Raw genomic sequence first — 15280 nt, forward strand, 5'->3', positions numbered from 1 at the left:
GTCTCCTTTATAAAAAACACAGGGTTACGAAATCAACTCAGCATCCACTTCATCGGCACGATGACGATGGAAGGGAAAACGATCAACAGGCCCAGCACGCCCAACTGCGCCAGCAAGAAAGGCATGACACCTTTGAAGGCTGTGTCCATGTTGATCTTGGCCACACCACAAACCACGTTGAGCACGGTGCCCACGGGTGGCGTGATCAATCCGATGGCGTTATTGATGATGAACATGACACCAAAGTAAACCGGATCAATGCCAGCCTTGATGACCAAGGGCATCAACACCGGCGTCAGGATCAACACGGTGGGTGTGAAGTCGAGTGCCGTGCCCACCACAATGACCAGCAGCATCAACACCAGCATCAGCAAGGTCTTGTTGCCCATGAGCGGCTCCATCAGGCGGGCCACTTCGGCAGGGATGTTGGCTACGGTGATGAGCCAGGCGCTGACCATGGCGGCTGCCACCAAAAACATGATGACCGAGGTGGTCTTGCCCGCTGCCAAGGTCAGGCTGTACAACTTGGACCACTGCAACTCACGGTAAATGAATGCGCCCACGACAAAGCTGTAGACCGCTGCCACCACGGCAGCCTCGGTGGGCGTGAACACACCAAACTTCATGCCGCCAATGATGAAGACCGGCAGGCCCAGCGCCAGAACGCCTTCGCGTGTGGCTTTGAGTTTTTCAGACATCGGCATGCGCGGCGCGGGCTGCACGTTCTCGCGCTTGGCCAGCCACCACCATGTCAAGCCCACGGCCGCCCCCATCAAAATGCCCGGCACAATGCCGGCCAAAAACAACTTGGTGATGGACACGTTGGCCGCGACGCCAAAGATGATGAAACCAATCGATGGGGGAATAACCGGCGCGATGATGCCGCCCGAGGCGATCAAACCGGCCGAGCGGCCCACGTTGTAACCGGCCCGCTTCATCATCGGAATCAACAAGGCCGCCAGCGCAGCGGTGTCTGCCACAGCCGACCCGGACAGTGAGGCCATGATGACGGCCGCCATCACCGCCACATAACCCAGACCGCCCCTGAAATGCCCAACCCAGGCCATGGCCAGGTTGACGATGCGGCGGCTGAGGCCACCCGCATTCATGAACTCACCCGCCAACAAGAAAAACGGCACCGCGAGCAAGGGAAAGTTGTCCGCGCCATCGACAAAACGCTGCGCCAAGATCTGGCTGTCAAAGGCGTGGATCATGCCGTTGCTGGCCATGTAAGCCATCAGGCTGAGGCCGCACACCAGCAAGGCATAGGCGATGGGCATGCCCAAAGCCATGGCCGCAAGCAAGCTGAAAACAAAGACGGCGATGGTCATGCGCGGCCTCGCACTTCAGGTTCGATCTCGGCCAGCGCCACTTTGTCCTCCGACTCGACCACCATCACCAGGTCCGACTCGGAAAGCCGACCGGTGAGCAAAAGGACCAGTTTGTGCAGGTTCATGATGCCCATGACGGCGGCCGTGACATAGCCAATGCCGTAAATCCAGATCATGGAGATGCCCACCACCACCGAGATGTTGGTCACCTGCAAGTCGTGCATTTTCCAGGTGCCCCAAAAGAACAGCACATTGCAGCCCAGCATCAAAATTTCACTCAAGAAAAAGCACAACTTCTTGCCGCCCAGTGACAAGCGGCGCACCAGGGTGTCCACGCCCAAGTGGCCTTTTTCGCGCATGGCCACCATGGCACCGATGTAGGTCAGCCAGATGAAGCAGTAGCGCGACATCTCGTCCGAGATGGAAATACCCGAGTTGAAGCCGTAGCGCAGCACCACGTTGCCAAAGACCATGATGACCATGGCCACCAGGCAGGCCACGACCAGGAACTCCAGCAGTTTGAAAAAAGCGTTGATGGCGGTTTGCATGGGTGATTTACGGCTCAAGCCACTTCCTTAGTGGCCTTCTTGGTGACTCTCTTGGTGGCTTGTTGGACTGGCCGCTTTTTTGTTTTGAGGGGCGTGGCCACGCCCGAGACCACCGGCAATTTGCGGCGAGAAGCGAGCACTTGCTCGATGTCTTGCCGAGCCCCCTCGATCAAGACCATGACCGCCCGCTCGGCCTTGCCCGGGTTACGGGCAATGACCGCATTGAGCACAGCACGGTGCAAAGGCAAGGACGTCTTGCTGCTGTCCTGGTTGCGGGTGGAAATCTCAAAACTGGTACGCAGCAAGGCATTGAGAGCTTTGCTCATTTGCACCAACATGCGGTTGTGCGAGGCCTGCAGCAAACCTTCATGAAAACGCAAATCATGTGTGACATAGTCGCCGCCCTCCTCCACCGCCTGTTTCATGCCGGCATAAGCAGCTTCTATATGGGCAATGTCTTCGGGCGTGGACCGCTCGGCGGCCAAGCGCACAGCGGCAGGCTCCACCACACGGCGCAGCTCTTGCAAGTCTTTCAAAAATTCGGGTGTCAGGCCGCAGCGGGCTTGCCAGGCCACCACATCGGGGTCAAACCAGTTCCAGTGCGCATCGGGCATAACGCGGGTGCCTACCTTGGGGCCAGTGGACAGCAGCCCCTTGGCTACCAAAGACTTGATGGCTTCGCGCACCACCGTGCGGCTCACACCCAGCTCTTCGCACAAAACAGGCTCAGGCGGCAGGCTTGCGCCCACCCCATACCGACCAGACAAAATGGCCTGGCCCAATAAATCAAGAGAATTTTTGTGGAAATTGTTCGTCATGAAAATACAGCTTTCGATCGACCTATCATATGATGATTGAATACCTGAGGCGGATTCTGGTAAACCCTAGGCTCAGTCGTCTTGGCGTCTAGGGTTTGCCCGAATGTCGCTGGGTTTACAAAGTTGGCTTGTTTTTCTATCGTCATACGATAGGATTTTCAAAACTCACCCTCAACCCTTTAATTGGACACGCAACATGAGCGACAACAACGGCAGCCCACCTCGCAAAAAACCCGAAGACCTGCGCAGCCAGCAATGGTTTGGCCGCCAAGACCGCGATGGCTTTGCCTACCGCAGCTGGGTCAAGGGCAAGGGCGTGCCGCACGACCAGTTTGACGGCCGCCCCGTCATTGGTATTTGCAACACTTTCAGCGAACTCACCCCCTGCAACTCCCACTTTCGCACCCTGGCCGAGCAGGTCAAGATCGGCGTGTACGAGGCGGGCGGCTTTCCGCTGGAGTTTCCGGTGATGTCACTGGGTGAAACCCTGCTTCGCCCCACTGCCATGCTGTACCGCAATCTGGCATCCATGGACGTGGAAGAGTCCATCCGTGGCAACCCGATCGACGGCGTGGTGCTGCTGATGGGTTGCGACAAAACCACCCCCAGCTTGCTGATGGGCGCGTCCAGCGTCGGCCTGCCCACCATTGGCGTGTCGGGCGGCCCCATGCTGAACGGCAAATGGCGCGGACAAGAGCTGGGCTCAGGCACCGGCGTGTGGAGCATGAGCGAGCAAGTGCGTGCTGGCACGCTCAAATTGACCGACTTTTTTGAAGCGGAGAGCTGCATGCACCGCAGCCATGGCCACTGCATGACCATGGGCACCGCCAGCACCATGGCCAGCATGGTCGAGGCACTGGGCATTGGCCTGCCCGGTAACGCGGCTTATCCGGCTGTGGACGGCCGCCGCAATGTGCTGGCGCGCGACGCCGGACGGCGAATTGTCGAGATGGTCCACACCGACCAAACCATCAGCAAGGTGCTGACCCGCGAAGCCTTTGAGAATGCCATCCGCACCCTGGCGGCCATCGGCGGCTCGACCAACGCAGTGATCCACCTGATCGCGATTGCAGGTCGTCTGGGCCTGAAGCTCACGGTAGACGATTTCGAGCGCCTGGGCAGCGAGCTGCCTTGCCTCTTGAATCTGCAACCGTCTGGTGAGCACCTGATGGAAGACTTCTGCTATGCCGGCGGCTTGCCGGTGGTGATGAAAGAAATTGAGCACCTGCTGCACAAAGACATCGTCACCGTGAGCGGCAAGACCGTGAGCGAGAACATCGCCAGCGCCGTCAACTACGACCCCCGCGTCATCAAGACTTTCGATGCGCCCTTCAAAGAGAAAGCCGGCATCGCCATCTTGCGCGGCAACCTGGCTCCGCGTGGCGCGGTCATCAAGCCCAGCGCCGCCACGCCTGCACTGATGGTACACACGGGCCGTGCGGTGGTGTTTGAAGACAGCCACGACTTCCACAAGCGCATCGATGACGAGAGCTTGGATGTGGACGAGAACTGCATCTTGGTGCTCAAGAACTGCGGCCCCAAGGGCTACCCCGGCATGGCCGAAGTGGGCAACATGCCGCTGCCCCCCAAAGTGCTGCGCAAGGGCATCACCGACATGGTGCGCATCTCGGACGCCCGCATGAGCGGCACGGCCTACGGCACTGTGGTGTTGCACACCGCCCCGGAAGCGGCAGCAGGCGGCCCCTTGGCCGTGGTGCAAAACGGCGACATGATTGAACTCAATGTGCCCGAGCGCAAACTGCAACTGCTCATCAGCGACGAAGAATTGGCCCGCCGCTTGGCCCTGTGGGAAAAGCCCGCACCTGCCATGAACTCAGGCTACTGGAAACTCTACATCGACCATGTGCTGCAAGCAGACGAAGGTGCAGACATGGACTTTTTGGTCGGCCAACGCGGCTCGGCCGTGCCCAAAGACAACCATTGATAGACCGCATTTCTTTCGCAGGAGCCCACCCTGTGGGCGATGCCGGCCTTCGTGGTCCACGCACAATCGCCCACGGGGTGGGCTCCTACAAAAATCCAGATCGCCCACTTGGTGGGCTCCTGGACAAAACACTTTGATCTGAATAAACCAAGGAACTCAGCATGCGTATTTTGATCACCGGCGGTGCCGGCTTTTTGGGCGCTCGGCTGGCCCGCGAAATTTTGAAACGTGGCCAACTCAATGGCCAGACCGTCAACGAACTGGTCATTGCCGACCTGTTCCCCGCCCCAGCTGACCTGCTGGCCGACCCACGCGTCAAGGGTCACGCTGGCCCCATGCTGGAGCAAGGCGACTTGTTCAAGAGCGGCTTTGATGGCGTGTTCCATTTGGCTTCGGCCGTCTCGGGCGAGTGCGAGCTGGACTTTGACCTGGGCTTGCGATCCAACGTGGACAGCAGCCGCTTGCTGCTCGACAGCATCCGCGCGTCCGGCAAAGCCTCACGCTTGGTCTTTGCCAGCTCGGTCGCCGTATTCGGCCCCGACGCGGCCAACCCCATGCCTGCGCTGGTGGCCGACACCACCTTGCCCACGCCACAAACGTCTTATGGCACACACAAACTGATGATCGAGTACATGGTGGCCGACTACACTCGCAAGGGCTACATCGACGGCCGCGCTGCCCGCTTGATGACGGTGGCCGTGCGCCCCGGCAAGCCCAATGGCGCAGCGTCCTCTTTCTTCAGCGGCATCATCCGCGAGCCTTTGGCGGGCACAGCCACCACCTGCCCGGTGGATGCCCATGTGTCGCACCCCATCTCTTCGCCGGGCAACACCGTGCACGGTTTGATCACCGTGTTCGAGGCCAGCCGCGAAGCGTTTGGCGGCCGTATGGCGCTGAACCTGCCGGGCCTGAACGTCAAGGTCAGCGAGATGCTGGCCGCGTTGGAAAAAGTGGCTGGCCCTGCCGTGCGTGCCCGCGTGACTTTTGAAAAAGACGAACGCATCGCCGCCATCGTGGACAACTGGGCCAAGGGCTGCACCTTCGAGCGTGCGCATGCTTTGGGTTTGCGAGCCGATGCCAGCTATGAAGCCATCATTGAGCAGTACATCGAGGACTGCAAAACACGGCCGGGTTATCCGGCCGAGGCTTTGAACGGCTTGAAGTGAGCTTTAAAGAAGGCCGCCACGCGGATACGGCGTGGCGGCCTTTTTTCGTTGGATCCAGGATTGAAGATTTAAAAATGTGTGCTGATCGCCCCGCTGATGCGCCCATCGTCTTCGATGATCGCCATCCAGCGCCATTTGTCGAAAGTGGTGCAGGGGTGAGAAATCCCCAGGGCCACGCGGTCACCCACTTTAGGCCAGACACCTTGGGCGTCAAACACCATGTGCGCATGCTGGTCACTCAGCGCTTTGACTTTCCACGACTCGGGCGTGGCCTGCATGGCCCCCTCACCACTTTGCCCACGCGCTGCCCAGCGCACGGGCATGGGCATGCACTGGTCAAACGACAGATCACGCCGGCCCGCACTCAAAATCGCCAGCCCCGGCTCGGGCACCGACTGCACCTGGGCCCACACCTCCAGCGCAGGCTGCAGCGATGCGCTCAAGCCCTCACGCGACTCCACCAGCTTCAGATAACGGGCGTAGTTCCAGTGGTCGTGCGTGACATAACAGCCCGAGCGCAACACGCCTTGCACCGGCCGGCTCTTGACCTGGGTTTTGAGCATGGGGATCACCAAATCGAACACCGCCGAGCCGCCTGCCGAAAGCAAAACCTCCTCACCGCCCCACAGGTGCTGATCATCGATTTGATGCACAAGTGCCTGCACGCTGCGCACCAGGGCGCTCACGGCCTCGATGTCGTGGTCACTGTCGCATTGGCCCAGCCCACCTTCGTAGCACTCCACGCCGCCCAGGCGCACCACGCCCGACTCGGCCATGGCTTGAGCCAAAACCAAGGCCTGTTCGTGCGTGCGGCAGCCGGTGCGGTAACCCGCGATGCCCAACTCCAAAAGCACATCCCAGCAACGCGGCTGACCGCGCCGTGCGCCCCAGTCGGCCAAGGTTCGCAGCTGCGCCAGCGAATCGACCAAAAACCACACCCGTGCTTGCGGGTACTGGTTCAACAAATGGTCCAACCCGTCCAAGTCGGCATCCGACACCAACTGGTTCGCGATGATGGCGCGTTGCGCACCCGCGGCCAGGCCCACACGCAGCTGGTGCACGTTGGCAAAGGTCAGGCCCCAAGCCCCGGCTTGCAGTTGCATGCGAAACAACTCGGGCGACATGGTGGTCTTGCCATGCGGGGCCAGGGCCACCCCTTTGCGCTGCACAAAGGCCTGCATCCAGGCCAGGTTGTGCGCAAGGGCTGGGCGGCGCAGCACGGCCACGGGGTAAGCCAGTGCGTCATCGAGCAGATGCCAGCCGCGCTGCCCCAAAGCGGACACGGCGCAAGGCTCGGCCGCCAAGGGGTAGCCCTTGGCGCTCGCGTTCAGTACAAAATCACTGAAGATGCTTTCTTTCAACATGGGGGCTGTCTCCAATCTGTCGCCGATGGCGTTTCATCTTTGGCGATGATTCTCCCACCTCCGCCCCCCAACTCTCTTGTGCCGCGCCGCCCATTTTTGACATGAATGACCTCCATACAAACCTCGACATCGTGGCGCTTGGCGAAGCCATGGTCGAGTTCAACCAGCGGCCCCATGAAGAGGCCTACGACGCGCCGCTCTACCAACAAGGCTTTGGCGGCGACACCAGCAACGCCGCCATTGCCGCGGCCCGCGCTGGGGCGCGAGTGGCCTACCTGACGCGTCTGGGCTCCGACCGCTGGGGGGATCGCCTGATGGACCTGTGGCAGCGCGAAAACGTGGGCACCACCACCGTGCTGCGTGACGCGCAAGCGCCCACCGGCATGTACTTTGTGAGTCACGACGCACACGGCCACCATTTCAGCTATGCCCGAGCCGGATCGGCCGCCAGCCGAATGCAGCCGCACGACCTGACGCATTGGGCCGATTCAATCGCCCACAGCCAGTGGCTGCACCTGTCGGGCATCTCTTTGGCCATTTCCGCTTCGGCCTGCGACACGGCGTTTGCAGCCATGGCGCATGCACGCAACGTCGGCACGCGGGTGGCACTCGACTCCAACTTGCGTTTGTCGCTGTGGCCCCTGGCCCGGGCGCAGGCCTGCATTCGCCACGCCGTGAGTCTGTGTGATCTGTTCTTGCCCAGCCTGGAAGACATGACCGCGCTCACCGGCCTCGCCCAAGCGGCCGACATCATCGCCTGGAGCCATGCCCAAGGTGCCGCGCAAGTGGTGCTCAAATTGGGGGCTGATGGGGCGCTGGCCAGCGACGGCAAAAACCAGCAACGCCTGCCGGGCCATCCGGTCACGGCCGTCGACGCCACGGGCGCGGGTGACTGTTTTGCGGGCAACCTGCTGGCGCGTTTGTCGGCGGGCGACGACTTGTGGGCCGCCACCTCTTACGCCAACGCAGCCGCCTGCCTGTCGGTGCAAGGCTTCGGCGCGGTCGGTCCTTTGCCCACACGCGAGGCCGTGCTGAAGGTGTTGAACGCTTCAGCGAAAGGCGCAGCAGCATGAGCAGCACAAGACCTTTGATCACCATCGACTGGGGCACCTCTTCACTGCGGGGTGCACGGCTCGGCGCCAGCGGTCAGGTGCTCGAATCCCGAGAATTTCCACGCGGCATCCTGACCGTGCCGCCCGGCCAGTTTGAAGCCGTGTTCCACGAACTTTTTGGCGACTGGATGCAAGCGTCGGGGGCCCTGTGCCTGATCTCGGGCATGGCCGGCAGCCGCCAAGGCTGGCAAGAAGCGCCCTACTGCCCCTGCCCTGCCGGCTTTACCGAGTTGGGCCAGCACCTGCTGTGGCTGCAGCCTGGGCGCATCGCCTTGGTGCCGGGCCTGAGCTGTCTGGGTACAGATGCCTTGAACACACCCGATGTGATGCGCGGCGAAGAGGTGCAAATTTTTGGAGCCCTGCAGATGGCGGGCCGCGACAACGCCACACTGGTGCTGCCCGGCACCCACAGCAAATGGGTGCAGGTGCAGGGTGGCCGTGTCACAGATTTTCAAACCTTCATGACCGGTGAGGTGTTTGCCCTGATGAGCCAGCAGTCGATTTTGGGCAAGACCCTCGACTTGAGCGGGGCCTTCGATGAAGCAGCGTTCCTCCAAGGCGTGAACCAAAGCCAGCAAGCGGGCAGCGTGTTGCACCACTTGTTTGCGGTGCGCACCCTGGGCTTGTTTGAACGCCTGAGCGCAACCCAATTGCCCAGTTACTTGTCGGGCCTGCTGATCGGCGAAGAGTTGCGCACCCAGACCATCAACACCGATTCAGGCGCCGTGATCCTGGTCGGCAGCAACACCCTCACCCAGCGCTACAGCCTGGCCCTGCAGCACCTGGGCATCGCCTGTCAAAGCCATGGCGCCGAAGCCACTTGGGCGGGCTTGTTTGCGCTCGCATCGGCATGCTGAACTTCGCCAATCGCCATCCTTTGAGGCGCCTCCCTGTAGGAGCCCACCCCGTGGGCGATGGGCGTGGTACACGCCCAGAAACATTCATTAACACCCCGCCATGACACAGCCCACCAAACCCGATCAAACCCTGGCACAAGCCCTGGCCCAACTGCCCTTGATCGCCATCTTGCGCGGCCTCACCCCTGCCGAAGCACCCGCCATCGGCGAGGCGCTGGTCAGCAGCGGCTTTGCCATCATCGAGGTCCCGCTCAACTCGCCCGAGCCGTTAAAGAGCATCGCCGCACTGACTCGGCAATTTCCGCAAACCCTGATCGGCGCAGGCACGGTGCTGAACGCTGAGCAAGTCAAGGATGTTCACGCAGCAGGCGGCCGCTTGGTCGTGGCCCCCAACTTCAACCCCGCTGTGGTGGCGCAAGCACTGGCCCTGGACATGGTGGTGCTGCCCGGCGTGGCCACGCCCACCGAGGCCTTTGCCGCGCTCGACGCAGGCGCGCACGGCCTCAAACTCTTCCCGGCCGAGATGATCTCGCCTGCCACCGTCAAAGCCCTGCGCGCCGTGCTGCCCAAAACAGCGGCCTTGATGCCGGTGGGGGGCATCACGCCCGACAACATGGCGGCCTACCGCACGGCAGGCGCTTCAGGATTCGGTTTGGGATCGGCCTTGTATGCGCCGGGGAGATCGGCGCAAGAGGTGCGCCTACAAGCCAAGTCGTTTGTCTTGGCCTTCAGAACTTGATCGCACGCGGGCGATGAGTTTGAAATACAAAGTCCTGGGATTGAAGGGCTTTGACACTGTGAGATCCCCAGTGGACATGAAACCCTCTCATCGCCCACGGGGTGGGCTCCTACGGAGATGAACATCGCCCAACTGAGCGACATCAAGGGCTCAGGCTTTCTCGCCCAACCGTCCGTCCCGAAAATCCTGCAAGGCCTGATAGATCTCTTCTTTGGTGTTCATCACAAAGGGGCCGTATTGCACGATGGGCTCTTTGAGCGGTTGGCCCGCCACCAAAATCAGCTTGGCATCGGCACTGGCCTCGATCACCACCCCGTCGGCCTGCGGTGTGTTTTTCAAAATGGCCATGCGCTGCAAGGGTACGGCCTGGCCTGCAATGTGCACCTCGCCCCGGTACACGTAAACAAAGGCGTTGTGCCCGGCGGGCAGGGTTTGCTCAAAACGTGAGCCTGCGGGCATGTGCACGTCCAGATAAATCGGCTGGGTGATGCTGCGGCTCACCGCGCCTTGCACGCCGTGGCTGGCCCCGGCGATCACCGTCACGGCCACGCCTTGTGGGGTCTGGAACTGCGGCAGCTGGTCGTTTTGAAAATCGCGGTACCACGGCGCGTTCATCTTCTCGGAGCTGTGGAGGTTCAGCCAGAGCTGAAAGCCCTCCATCACGCCATCGGCTTGCTGCGGGATTTCGGAGTGGATCACCCCCTTACCCGCGGTCATCCATTGCACGCCACCGTTTTGCAAAAGGCCTTCGTTGCCCGCGCTGTCGCGGTGCAGCATGCGCCCGGCAATCATGTAGGTCACGGTTTCAAAACCCCGATGCGGGTGGTCCGGGAAACCAGCGATGTAGTCGTCGGGCTTATCGCTGCCAAAAGCGTCCAGCATCAAAAACGGGTCGAGCCGGTGCTGCAGATCTTGCGTGAGGATGCGGCTGAGCTTGACGCCCGCGCCGTCTGACGTGGCCTGGCCGGTGACCAGGCGTTCAATGGTGCGCGAAACGTTCACGGCGTGGGGGTGGGCAGTTTGAGTCACATCCTCTCCTTGTCAAAAAACCAGTCGATCAACCGGGCCGGTGCAAGGCGCAAATTTTGTTGCCGTCGGGGTCGCGCAGGTAGGCCAGGTAGAGCTTGCCTGCCGGGCCTTCGCGAAAGCCGGGTGGGTTTTCACAGGTGACGCCGCCGTTGGCCACTCCTGCTGCGTGAAAGGCATCGCCCTGCTCCGGAGATTTGACGGTGAAGCCAATCGTGCTGCCGTTGCCGTGGCAAGCGGGCTCGCCGTTGATGGGCGTGGTGATGCCAAACGTGCCCGTGGGGCTGCGGTAGAAATAACGGTTGTTGTTGGCCACGCCCGGGCCATAACCCAAGGTGCCCAACACGGCGTCGTAAAACTTTTTAGACACTTCCAGATCTTTCACACCCACCATCACATGACTGAACATTGCGCGCTCCTCATAGACCCGTTGCCGGGCAAAATTGTTGAGCAGTCATCGTAGCGGATACCGTTCAGCCTGGCTGAGTCAAGACTTCTTCAAGCTCTGCCAGAGTTCGTGCGCAGGCCCCTGCAAATTGGGCGGCAACTGGTGTTTGGCCTGCAGGTAGTGGTGGGTGTAGACGTCCAGATAGGCCTGCAGGGTCTCGGCCGCATGCGGCTCGCCGGCCAGCTCCAAGCACAGCGAAGCCACTTCGCTGGTGCAAAAGTGATCGTCGCGCTTGGAGCGGCGCAGTTGGTAGCGCGAAACCTGTTCGGGGTTCAAGCTGAGCACTGGCAAATGGTTGAGGTAGGGGCTTTTGCGGAACATCTTGCGTGCTTCGGGCCAAGTGGCATCCAGCAGGATGAACAGCGGGCGCTGACCGGCGGGCAGGGGCTGGACCGCGTGCACCACCCTTTCAGGCTCCACAAACTCCCCCGGAAACACCACATACGGCTGCCACTGCGGATCGGCCAGCAGCGCCAGCAAGGCCGGGTCCACCTCGGTGCGGGCCCAGCCAAAGGCAAAGGTGTCTGGCACCACATCGGCGATCAACCAACCGGTGTTGCTGGGTTTAAGGGGCTCGATGTCGGCCATCAGCAAACACATGCCCACGGGCGTGGACACTTCGGGGTGCAAGACGCAGATGCAGTGGCTGGGCACCAAACGGCAGCCGGGGCAGCGCTCGCCCTTGATGCCGCCACGGGCCAAAAAGGGCTTGGCGCTGCGGGCCAGGCGCTCTGTGCGCAGGCGCGAGACGGCGTGGGGCAGTTTCGGGGTCGACGCAGACATCAGACTGAGGGCGTGGCCATTCGCAGTCGGCGGGCCGCCTCTTCGTCGCGGGCATCGTCGATCTCGCGCAGCACGGCCTGCATGTCCACATCGGCCGTCGAACGTTCAAAACGCCCCGTCAGCACTGTTTCGTTGCTCAGCAAGCCTGCTTGGTACAGGCTCCAGATTTCGGGGCCGTACTCGGTCTGGCGTAACTCGGGCGCAAATTGCCCAAAAAAATCGCGCAGGTTGCCCACATCGCGCAGCAGCATGCGCTGGGCGTGGTTGTTGCCCGCCGCGTCCACCGCTTGGGGCAAATCGATGATGACGGGCTCGTCCACACCGGGCAAATCCCCCTCACCGGGAATGTGCGCCAACAAGATGTTGAACTCCGACAAGTCACCGTGCACCACGCCTGCGCACAGCATGCGCACCACTTCGCCAATCAAGGTGGTGTGGTGCTGCAGGGCTTGCAAGGGGGTGAAGGCCACATCGTTCAGGCGCGGGGCGGCGTCGCCGTGGGCATCGGTCACCAGCTCCATGAGCAACACACCGTCAAAAAAGTTGAACGGCCGGGGCACGCGCACACCAGCCGCGGCCAGGCGGTAGAGCGCATCCACCTCGGCGCTTTGCCAGGCGGCTTCTTGCTCCTGGCGGCCAAACTTGCTGCCCTTGGCCATGGCGCGGGCTGAGCGCGAGTTCTTGACCTTGCGGTTTTCGGTGTAGTCCACCGCTTGCCGAAAGCTGCGGTGGGTGGCCTCTTTGTAGATCTTGGCGCAGCGGGTCTCTTCGCCGCTGCGCACCACAAACACCATGGCCTCTTTGCCACTCATGAGTTGGCGCACCACGGTGTCGATCAGGCCCTCTTCGACCAGGGTCTGGAGCCTCGGTGGTGCTTTCATGCGGTGGCTTCAGTGTTCAAGCAACGCCCAGCCTGCATGCTGGTTGGCCTTGTTGTTTTCGTATTCCCAGGCCGCGCCGCAGCGGTCGCAGCGGTAACGGGTGAAGCTGGCTTGGCCGTTGCCACGGTCTTCGCGTTGATGCGTGCCTTGCACCAGTTCGGCGTGACCAGGGGCTTTGCGCCAGTGGCGCTGAATGCCAGCGCAGGGTTCGCACAAATCGGGGGTGGAGCGCTTGGACGCGTTGGGGAATGTCGGGGTCATAAAGTGGGGATTCCTGGACAATGCCTGCGGGGGCGATGCCTGCATTGTCGCCGCTCCCGCTTGCAGGTGACAGACCGCCTGTGCAGACTGTGGCAGCATGCCCCCCTATTTGACGCAACCGCAAGGAGTCTTGAACATGTCAACACCCCCCACCCTGTCCAATGCACTGTCCAATGGCCTCTCGTTTGGCCTGCAAGGCCGCGTGGTGATCGTCACCGGCGCAGCTAACGGCATTGGCGAGGCCTGCGCCTGCCGTTTTGCTGGTGAGGGCGCCCATGTGGTGCTGGCCGACGTGAACAGCGAACGCGGCACTGCCGTGGCAGCCCAATTGCGCAGCGAAGGCCACAGCGCCGGTTTCATGGTCTGCGACGTCTCGCGCAAAGCAGATGTCGATGCCTTGGTGGACCATGTGCTCCAGGCCTTTGGCCGCGTCGACGTGCTGGTCAACAACGCGGGCATCTTCAAGGCGGCCGATTTTCTGGACGTGACCGAAGAAGACTTTGATGCCGTGATCAACGTGAACATCAAAGGCTCTTTTTTGATGGGCCAGGCCGCAGCCCGCGCCATGAAGAGCACTGGGGGCGGCGCCATCGTCAACATGAGCTCGGTCAACGGGGTGATGGCCATCCCCAACATCGCCAGCTACAACGTGAGCAAGGGCGGCATCAACCAGCTGACGCGGGCCATGGCTTTGGCCTTGGCCGACTTTGGCATCCGTGTGAATGCCGTGGCCCCCGGCACCATTGCCACCGAACTGGCCCGCCAAGCGGTGCTGACCAGCGAGGCGGCCGAAAAGAAAATCATGATGCGCACCCCCATGAAGCGCCTGGGCGAACCCGACGAAGTGGCCAAAGTGGTGGCCTTTTTGGCCAGCGATGCGGCCAGCTACATCACGGGTGAAATCGTCACCGTGGACGGCGGTCGCATGGCGCTGAACTACACCGTACCCGTTTGATCACAGCTTGAGAGAAACCTCTTTGATGAGCACCACGACCGACACACGCCCCAACGATTTAGAGGCCTGGCTGACCCTGGAGCGCCAGGTGCGCGCACGCATGGATGCCGGCGTCGGCCCCGGCGTGGCCCGCCCCGAGCAGGTGGCTGGCAAGACGGGCCTGCAGGTCATGCAAGGCCTGCTGGCCGGGGAGCTGCCCCATGCGCACATGGCCAAGACCCTGGACTTCATGATGATCGAGGTCGGCCCTGGCATGGCCATTTTTCAGGGCACGCCTGGTGTGCAGCACCTGAACCCGCTGGGCACGGTGCATGGCGGCTGGTTTGCCAGCCTGCTCGACTCGGCCCTGGGCTGCGCGGTGCACACCATGATGCCGCCCGGGCGTGGCTACACCACCGCCGACTTGAGCGTGAAACTGGTCAAGGCCATCACGCCCAAAGTTCAGCGTGTGCGAGCCGTTGCCAAAGTGCTGCACTGCGGCCGCCAGCTGGCCACTGCCGAAGCCCAATTGGTCGGCCCGGACGGCACGCTGTACGCGCACGCCAGCACCGCTTGCCTTGTTTTTGAAATCCCCTCAACCCTCGGAAAGAAACCATGAGACTCCTTCACACCATGCTGCGCGTGGGCGACCTGCAACGCTCCATCGACTTCTACACCAACGTGATGGGCATGAAGCTGCTGCGCACCTCGGAAAACCCCGAGTACAAATACTCGCTGGCCTTTGTGGGCTATGGCAACAACCCCGACCACGCCGAGCTGGAGCTGACCTACAACTGGGGCGTTGAAAGCTACGAGATGGGCACGGCCTACGGCCACATCGCCCTGGGCGTGCCCGATGCCTATGCCGCTTGCGAAAAAATCAAAGCCGCTGGCGGCAAGGTCACCCGCGAAGCCGGCCCTGTCAAAGGTGGCACAACGGTGATCGCTTTTGTGACCGACCCGGACGGCTACAAGGTCGAGCTGATCCAGCGGGCCGAGTACGCGGCGGGCCAGGGCTTGCGCTGAAACAGGGCGTCCCGCAAGGGTCTTCACCGAGGCACGTGCGG

Annotated in this window: 17 protein-coding genes; 8 read left to right on the forward strand and 9 right to left on the reverse strand. The window is 61.8% G+C overall.

Going from position 1 to position 15280, the window contains the following annotated elements; translation table 11 throughout:
* Positions 1 to 32: 32 nt before the first annotated feature.
* Genes B9Z50_RS08925 through B9Z50_RS08935 form a run of 3 tightly spaced genes read right to left on the reverse strand, consistent with a single transcriptional unit; the run spans position 33 to position 2697 of the window.
* The gene (locus tag B9Z50_RS08925; RefSeq protein ID WP_108363363.1) at positions 33 to 1331 is read right to left on the reverse strand and encodes a TRAP transporter large permease subunit; all 1299 of its coding nucleotides are present in this window, start codon (positions 1329 to 1331) and stop codon (positions 33 to 35) included.
* Positions 1328 to 1897, reverse strand: coding sequence for a TRAP transporter small permease (locus tag B9Z50_RS08930; protein ID WP_233249814.1), 570 nt, complete (start codon positions 1895 to 1897; stop codon positions 1328 to 1330). The genes B9Z50_RS08925 and B9Z50_RS08930 overlap by 4 nt, the downstream gene beginning before the upstream one ends.
* Positions 1894 to 2697, reverse strand: coding sequence for a FadR/GntR family transcriptional regulator (locus B9Z50_RS08935; RefSeq protein ID WP_108363367.1), 804 nt, complete (start codon positions 2695 to 2697; stop codon positions 1894 to 1896). The genes B9Z50_RS08930 and B9Z50_RS08935 overlap by 4 nt, the downstream gene beginning before the upstream one ends.
* A 196-nt stretch (positions 2698 to 2893) precedes the next feature.
* On the opposite strand from B9Z50_RS08935, the gene B9Z50_RS08940 reads away from it, so the two are divergent.
* Positions 2894 to 4642, forward strand: coding sequence for an IlvD/Edd family dehydratase (locus tag B9Z50_RS08940; RefSeq protein ID WP_108363369.1), 1749 nt, complete (start codon positions 2894 to 2896; stop codon positions 4640 to 4642).
* Between the two features lie 161 nt (positions 4643 to 4803).
* Complete coding sequence (denD, locus tag B9Z50_RS08945) at positions 4804 to 5808, forward strand: D-erythronate dehydrogenase (RefSeq protein WP_108363371.1); 1005 nt, start codon at positions 4804 to 4806, stop codon at positions 5806 to 5808.
* Between the two features lie 68 nt (positions 5809 to 5876).
* Here denD and B9Z50_RS08950 read toward each other — a convergent pair whose 3' ends face one another.
* Positions 5877 to 7172: an amino acid deaminase gene (locus B9Z50_RS08950; protein WP_108363373.1), complete on the reverse strand. Its 1296-nt coding sequence runs from the start codon at positions 7170 to 7172 to the stop codon at positions 5877 to 5879.
* A gap of 101 nt (positions 7173 to 7273) precedes the next feature.
* Between B9Z50_RS08950 and B9Z50_RS08955 the strand changes: the two genes are divergently transcribed.
* From B9Z50_RS08955 to B9Z50_RS08965, 3 genes are all read left to right on the forward strand, one after another.
* Entirely contained in the window at positions 7274 to 8245 is a 972-nt protein-coding gene (locus B9Z50_RS08955; protein WP_108363375.1) for a sugar kinase, read from the forward strand.
* The gene (locus tag B9Z50_RS08960; RefSeq protein WP_108363377.1) at positions 8242 to 9141 is read left to right on the forward strand and encodes a 2-dehydro-3-deoxygalactonokinase; all 900 of its coding nucleotides are present in this window, start codon (positions 8242 to 8244) and stop codon (positions 9139 to 9141) included. The genes B9Z50_RS08955 and B9Z50_RS08960 overlap by 4 nt, the downstream gene beginning before the upstream one ends.
* Positions 9142 to 9241: 100 nt before the next feature.
* The gene (locus B9Z50_RS08965) at positions 9242 to 9880 is read left to right on the forward strand and encodes a 2-dehydro-3-deoxy-6-phosphogalactonate aldolase (protein WP_108363379.1); all 639 of its coding nucleotides are present in this window, start codon (positions 9242 to 9244) and stop codon (positions 9878 to 9880) included.
* A gap of 150 nt (positions 9881 to 10030) precedes the next feature.
* Here B9Z50_RS08965 and B9Z50_RS08970 read toward each other — a convergent pair whose 3' ends face one another.
* The 5 genes from B9Z50_RS08970 to B9Z50_RS08990 all read right to left on the reverse strand — a co-directional run bounded on the left by B9Z50_RS08970 (position 10031) and on the right by B9Z50_RS08990 (position 13279).
* Positions 10031 to 10909, reverse strand: coding sequence for a pirin family protein (locus B9Z50_RS08970; RefSeq protein WP_108363381.1), 879 nt, complete (start codon positions 10907 to 10909; stop codon positions 10031 to 10033).
* Positions 10910 to 10937: 28 nt separating this feature from the next.
* Complete coding sequence (locus B9Z50_RS08975) at positions 10938 to 11315, reverse strand: VOC family protein (RefSeq protein ID WP_108363383.1); 378 nt, start codon at positions 11313 to 11315, stop codon at positions 10938 to 10940.
* A 78-nt stretch (positions 11316 to 11393) separates the two neighbouring features.
* Positions 11394 to 12137, reverse strand: coding sequence for a tRNA-uridine aminocarboxypropyltransferase (locus B9Z50_RS08980; protein ID WP_199221699.1), 744 nt, complete (start codon positions 12135 to 12137; stop codon positions 11394 to 11396).
* Complete coding sequence (locus B9Z50_RS08985; protein WP_108363385.1) at positions 12137 to 13018, reverse strand: PA4780 family RIO1-like protein kinase; 882 nt, start codon at positions 13016 to 13018, stop codon at positions 12137 to 12139. The genes B9Z50_RS08980 and B9Z50_RS08985 overlap by 1 nt, the downstream gene beginning before the upstream one ends.
* A gap of 9 nt (positions 13019 to 13027) precedes the next feature.
* Positions 13028 to 13279, reverse strand: coding sequence for a hypothetical protein (locus tag B9Z50_RS08990; RefSeq protein ID WP_108363387.1), 252 nt, complete (start codon positions 13277 to 13279; stop codon positions 13028 to 13030).
* 136 nt (positions 13280 to 13415) lie between these two features.
* On the opposite strand from B9Z50_RS08990, the gene B9Z50_RS08995 reads away from it, so the two are divergent.
* Genes B9Z50_RS08995 through gloA form a run of 3 tightly spaced genes read left to right on the forward strand, consistent with a single transcriptional unit; the run spans position 13416 to position 15239 of the window.
* Positions 13416 to 14234, forward strand: coding sequence for an SDR family NAD(P)-dependent oxidoreductase (locus B9Z50_RS08995; RefSeq protein ID WP_108363729.1), 819 nt, complete (start codon positions 13416 to 13418; stop codon positions 14232 to 14234).
* A gap of 25 nt (positions 14235 to 14259) precedes the next feature.
* A complete protein-coding gene (locus B9Z50_RS09000) occupies positions 14260 to 14832 on the forward strand; it encodes a PaaI family thioesterase (protein ID WP_108363389.1) in 573 nt (190 codons plus the stop codon).
* A complete protein-coding gene (gene gloA, locus B9Z50_RS09005; RefSeq protein WP_108363391.1) occupies positions 14829 to 15239 on the forward strand; it encodes a lactoylglutathione lyase in 411 nt (136 codons plus the stop codon). The genes B9Z50_RS09000 and gloA overlap by 4 nt, the downstream gene beginning before the upstream one ends.
* Positions 15240 to 15280 lie beyond the last annotated feature (41 nt).

This window comes from Limnohabitans sp. Bal53 (assembly GCF_003063355.1).
Classification (GTDB): Bacteria; Pseudomonadota; Gammaproteobacteria; order Burkholderiales; family Burkholderiaceae_C; genus Limnohabitans_A.

What these genes read in the sequence shown, in the direction of transcription:
- B9Z50_RS08925 (WP_108363363.1), bottom strand. Translation starts at nt 1,331, where the DNA reads ATGACCATCGCCGTCTTTGTTTTCAGCTTGCTTGCGGCCATGGCTTTG.
- B9Z50_RS08935 (WP_108363367.1), bottom strand. Translation starts at nt 2,697, where the DNA reads ATGACGAACAATTTCCACAAAAATTCTCTTGATTTATTGGGCCAGGCC.
- B9Z50_RS08940 (WP_108363369.1), top strand. Translation starts at nt 2,894, where the DNA reads ATGAGCGACAACAACGGCAGCCCACCTCGCAAAAAACCCGAAGACCTG.
- denD (WP_108363371.1), top strand. Translation starts at nt 4,804, where the DNA reads ATGCGTATTTTGATCACCGGCGGTGCCGGCTTTTTGGGCGCTCGGCTG.
- B9Z50_RS08950 (WP_108363373.1), bottom strand. Translation starts at nt 7,172, where the DNA reads ATGTTGAAAGAAAGCATCTTCAGTGATTTTGTACTGAACGCGAGCGCC.
- B9Z50_RS08955 (WP_108363375.1), top strand. Translation starts at nt 7,274, where the DNA reads ATGAATGACCTCCATACAAACCTCGACATCGTGGCGCTTGGCGAAGCC.
- B9Z50_RS08960 (WP_108363377.1), top strand. Translation starts at nt 8,242, where the DNA reads ATGAGCAGCACAAGACCTTTGATCACCATCGACTGGGGCACCTCTTCA.
- B9Z50_RS08965 (WP_108363379.1), top strand. Translation starts at nt 9,242, where the DNA reads ATGACACAGCCCACCAAACCCGATCAAACCCTGGCACAAGCCCTGGCC.
- B9Z50_RS08975 (WP_108363383.1), bottom strand. Translation starts at nt 11,315, where the DNA reads ATGTTCAGTCATGTGATGGTGGGTGTGAAAGATCTGGAAGTGTCTAAA.
- B9Z50_RS08980 (WP_199221699.1), bottom strand. Translation starts at nt 12,137, where the DNA reads ATGTCTGCGTCGACCCCGAAACTGCCCCACGCCGTCTCGCGCCTGCGC.
- B9Z50_RS08985 (WP_108363385.1), bottom strand. Translation starts at nt 13,018, where the DNA reads ATGAAAGCACCACCGAGGCTCCAGACCCTGGTCGAAGAGGGCCTGATC.
- B9Z50_RS08990 (WP_108363387.1), bottom strand. Translation starts at nt 13,279, where the DNA reads ATGACCCCGACATTCCCCAACGCGTCCAAGCGCTCCACCCCCGATTTG.
- B9Z50_RS08995 (WP_108363729.1), top strand. Translation starts at nt 13,416, where the DNA reads ATGTCAACACCCCCCACCCTGTCCAATGCACTGTCCAATGGCCTCTCG.
- B9Z50_RS09000 (WP_108363389.1), top strand. Translation starts at nt 14,260, where the DNA reads ATGAGCACCACGACCGACACACGCCCCAACGATTTAGAGGCCTGGCTG.
- gloA (WP_108363391.1), top strand. Translation starts at nt 14,829, where the DNA reads ATGAGACTCCTTCACACCATGCTGCGCGTGGGCGACCTGCAACGCTCC.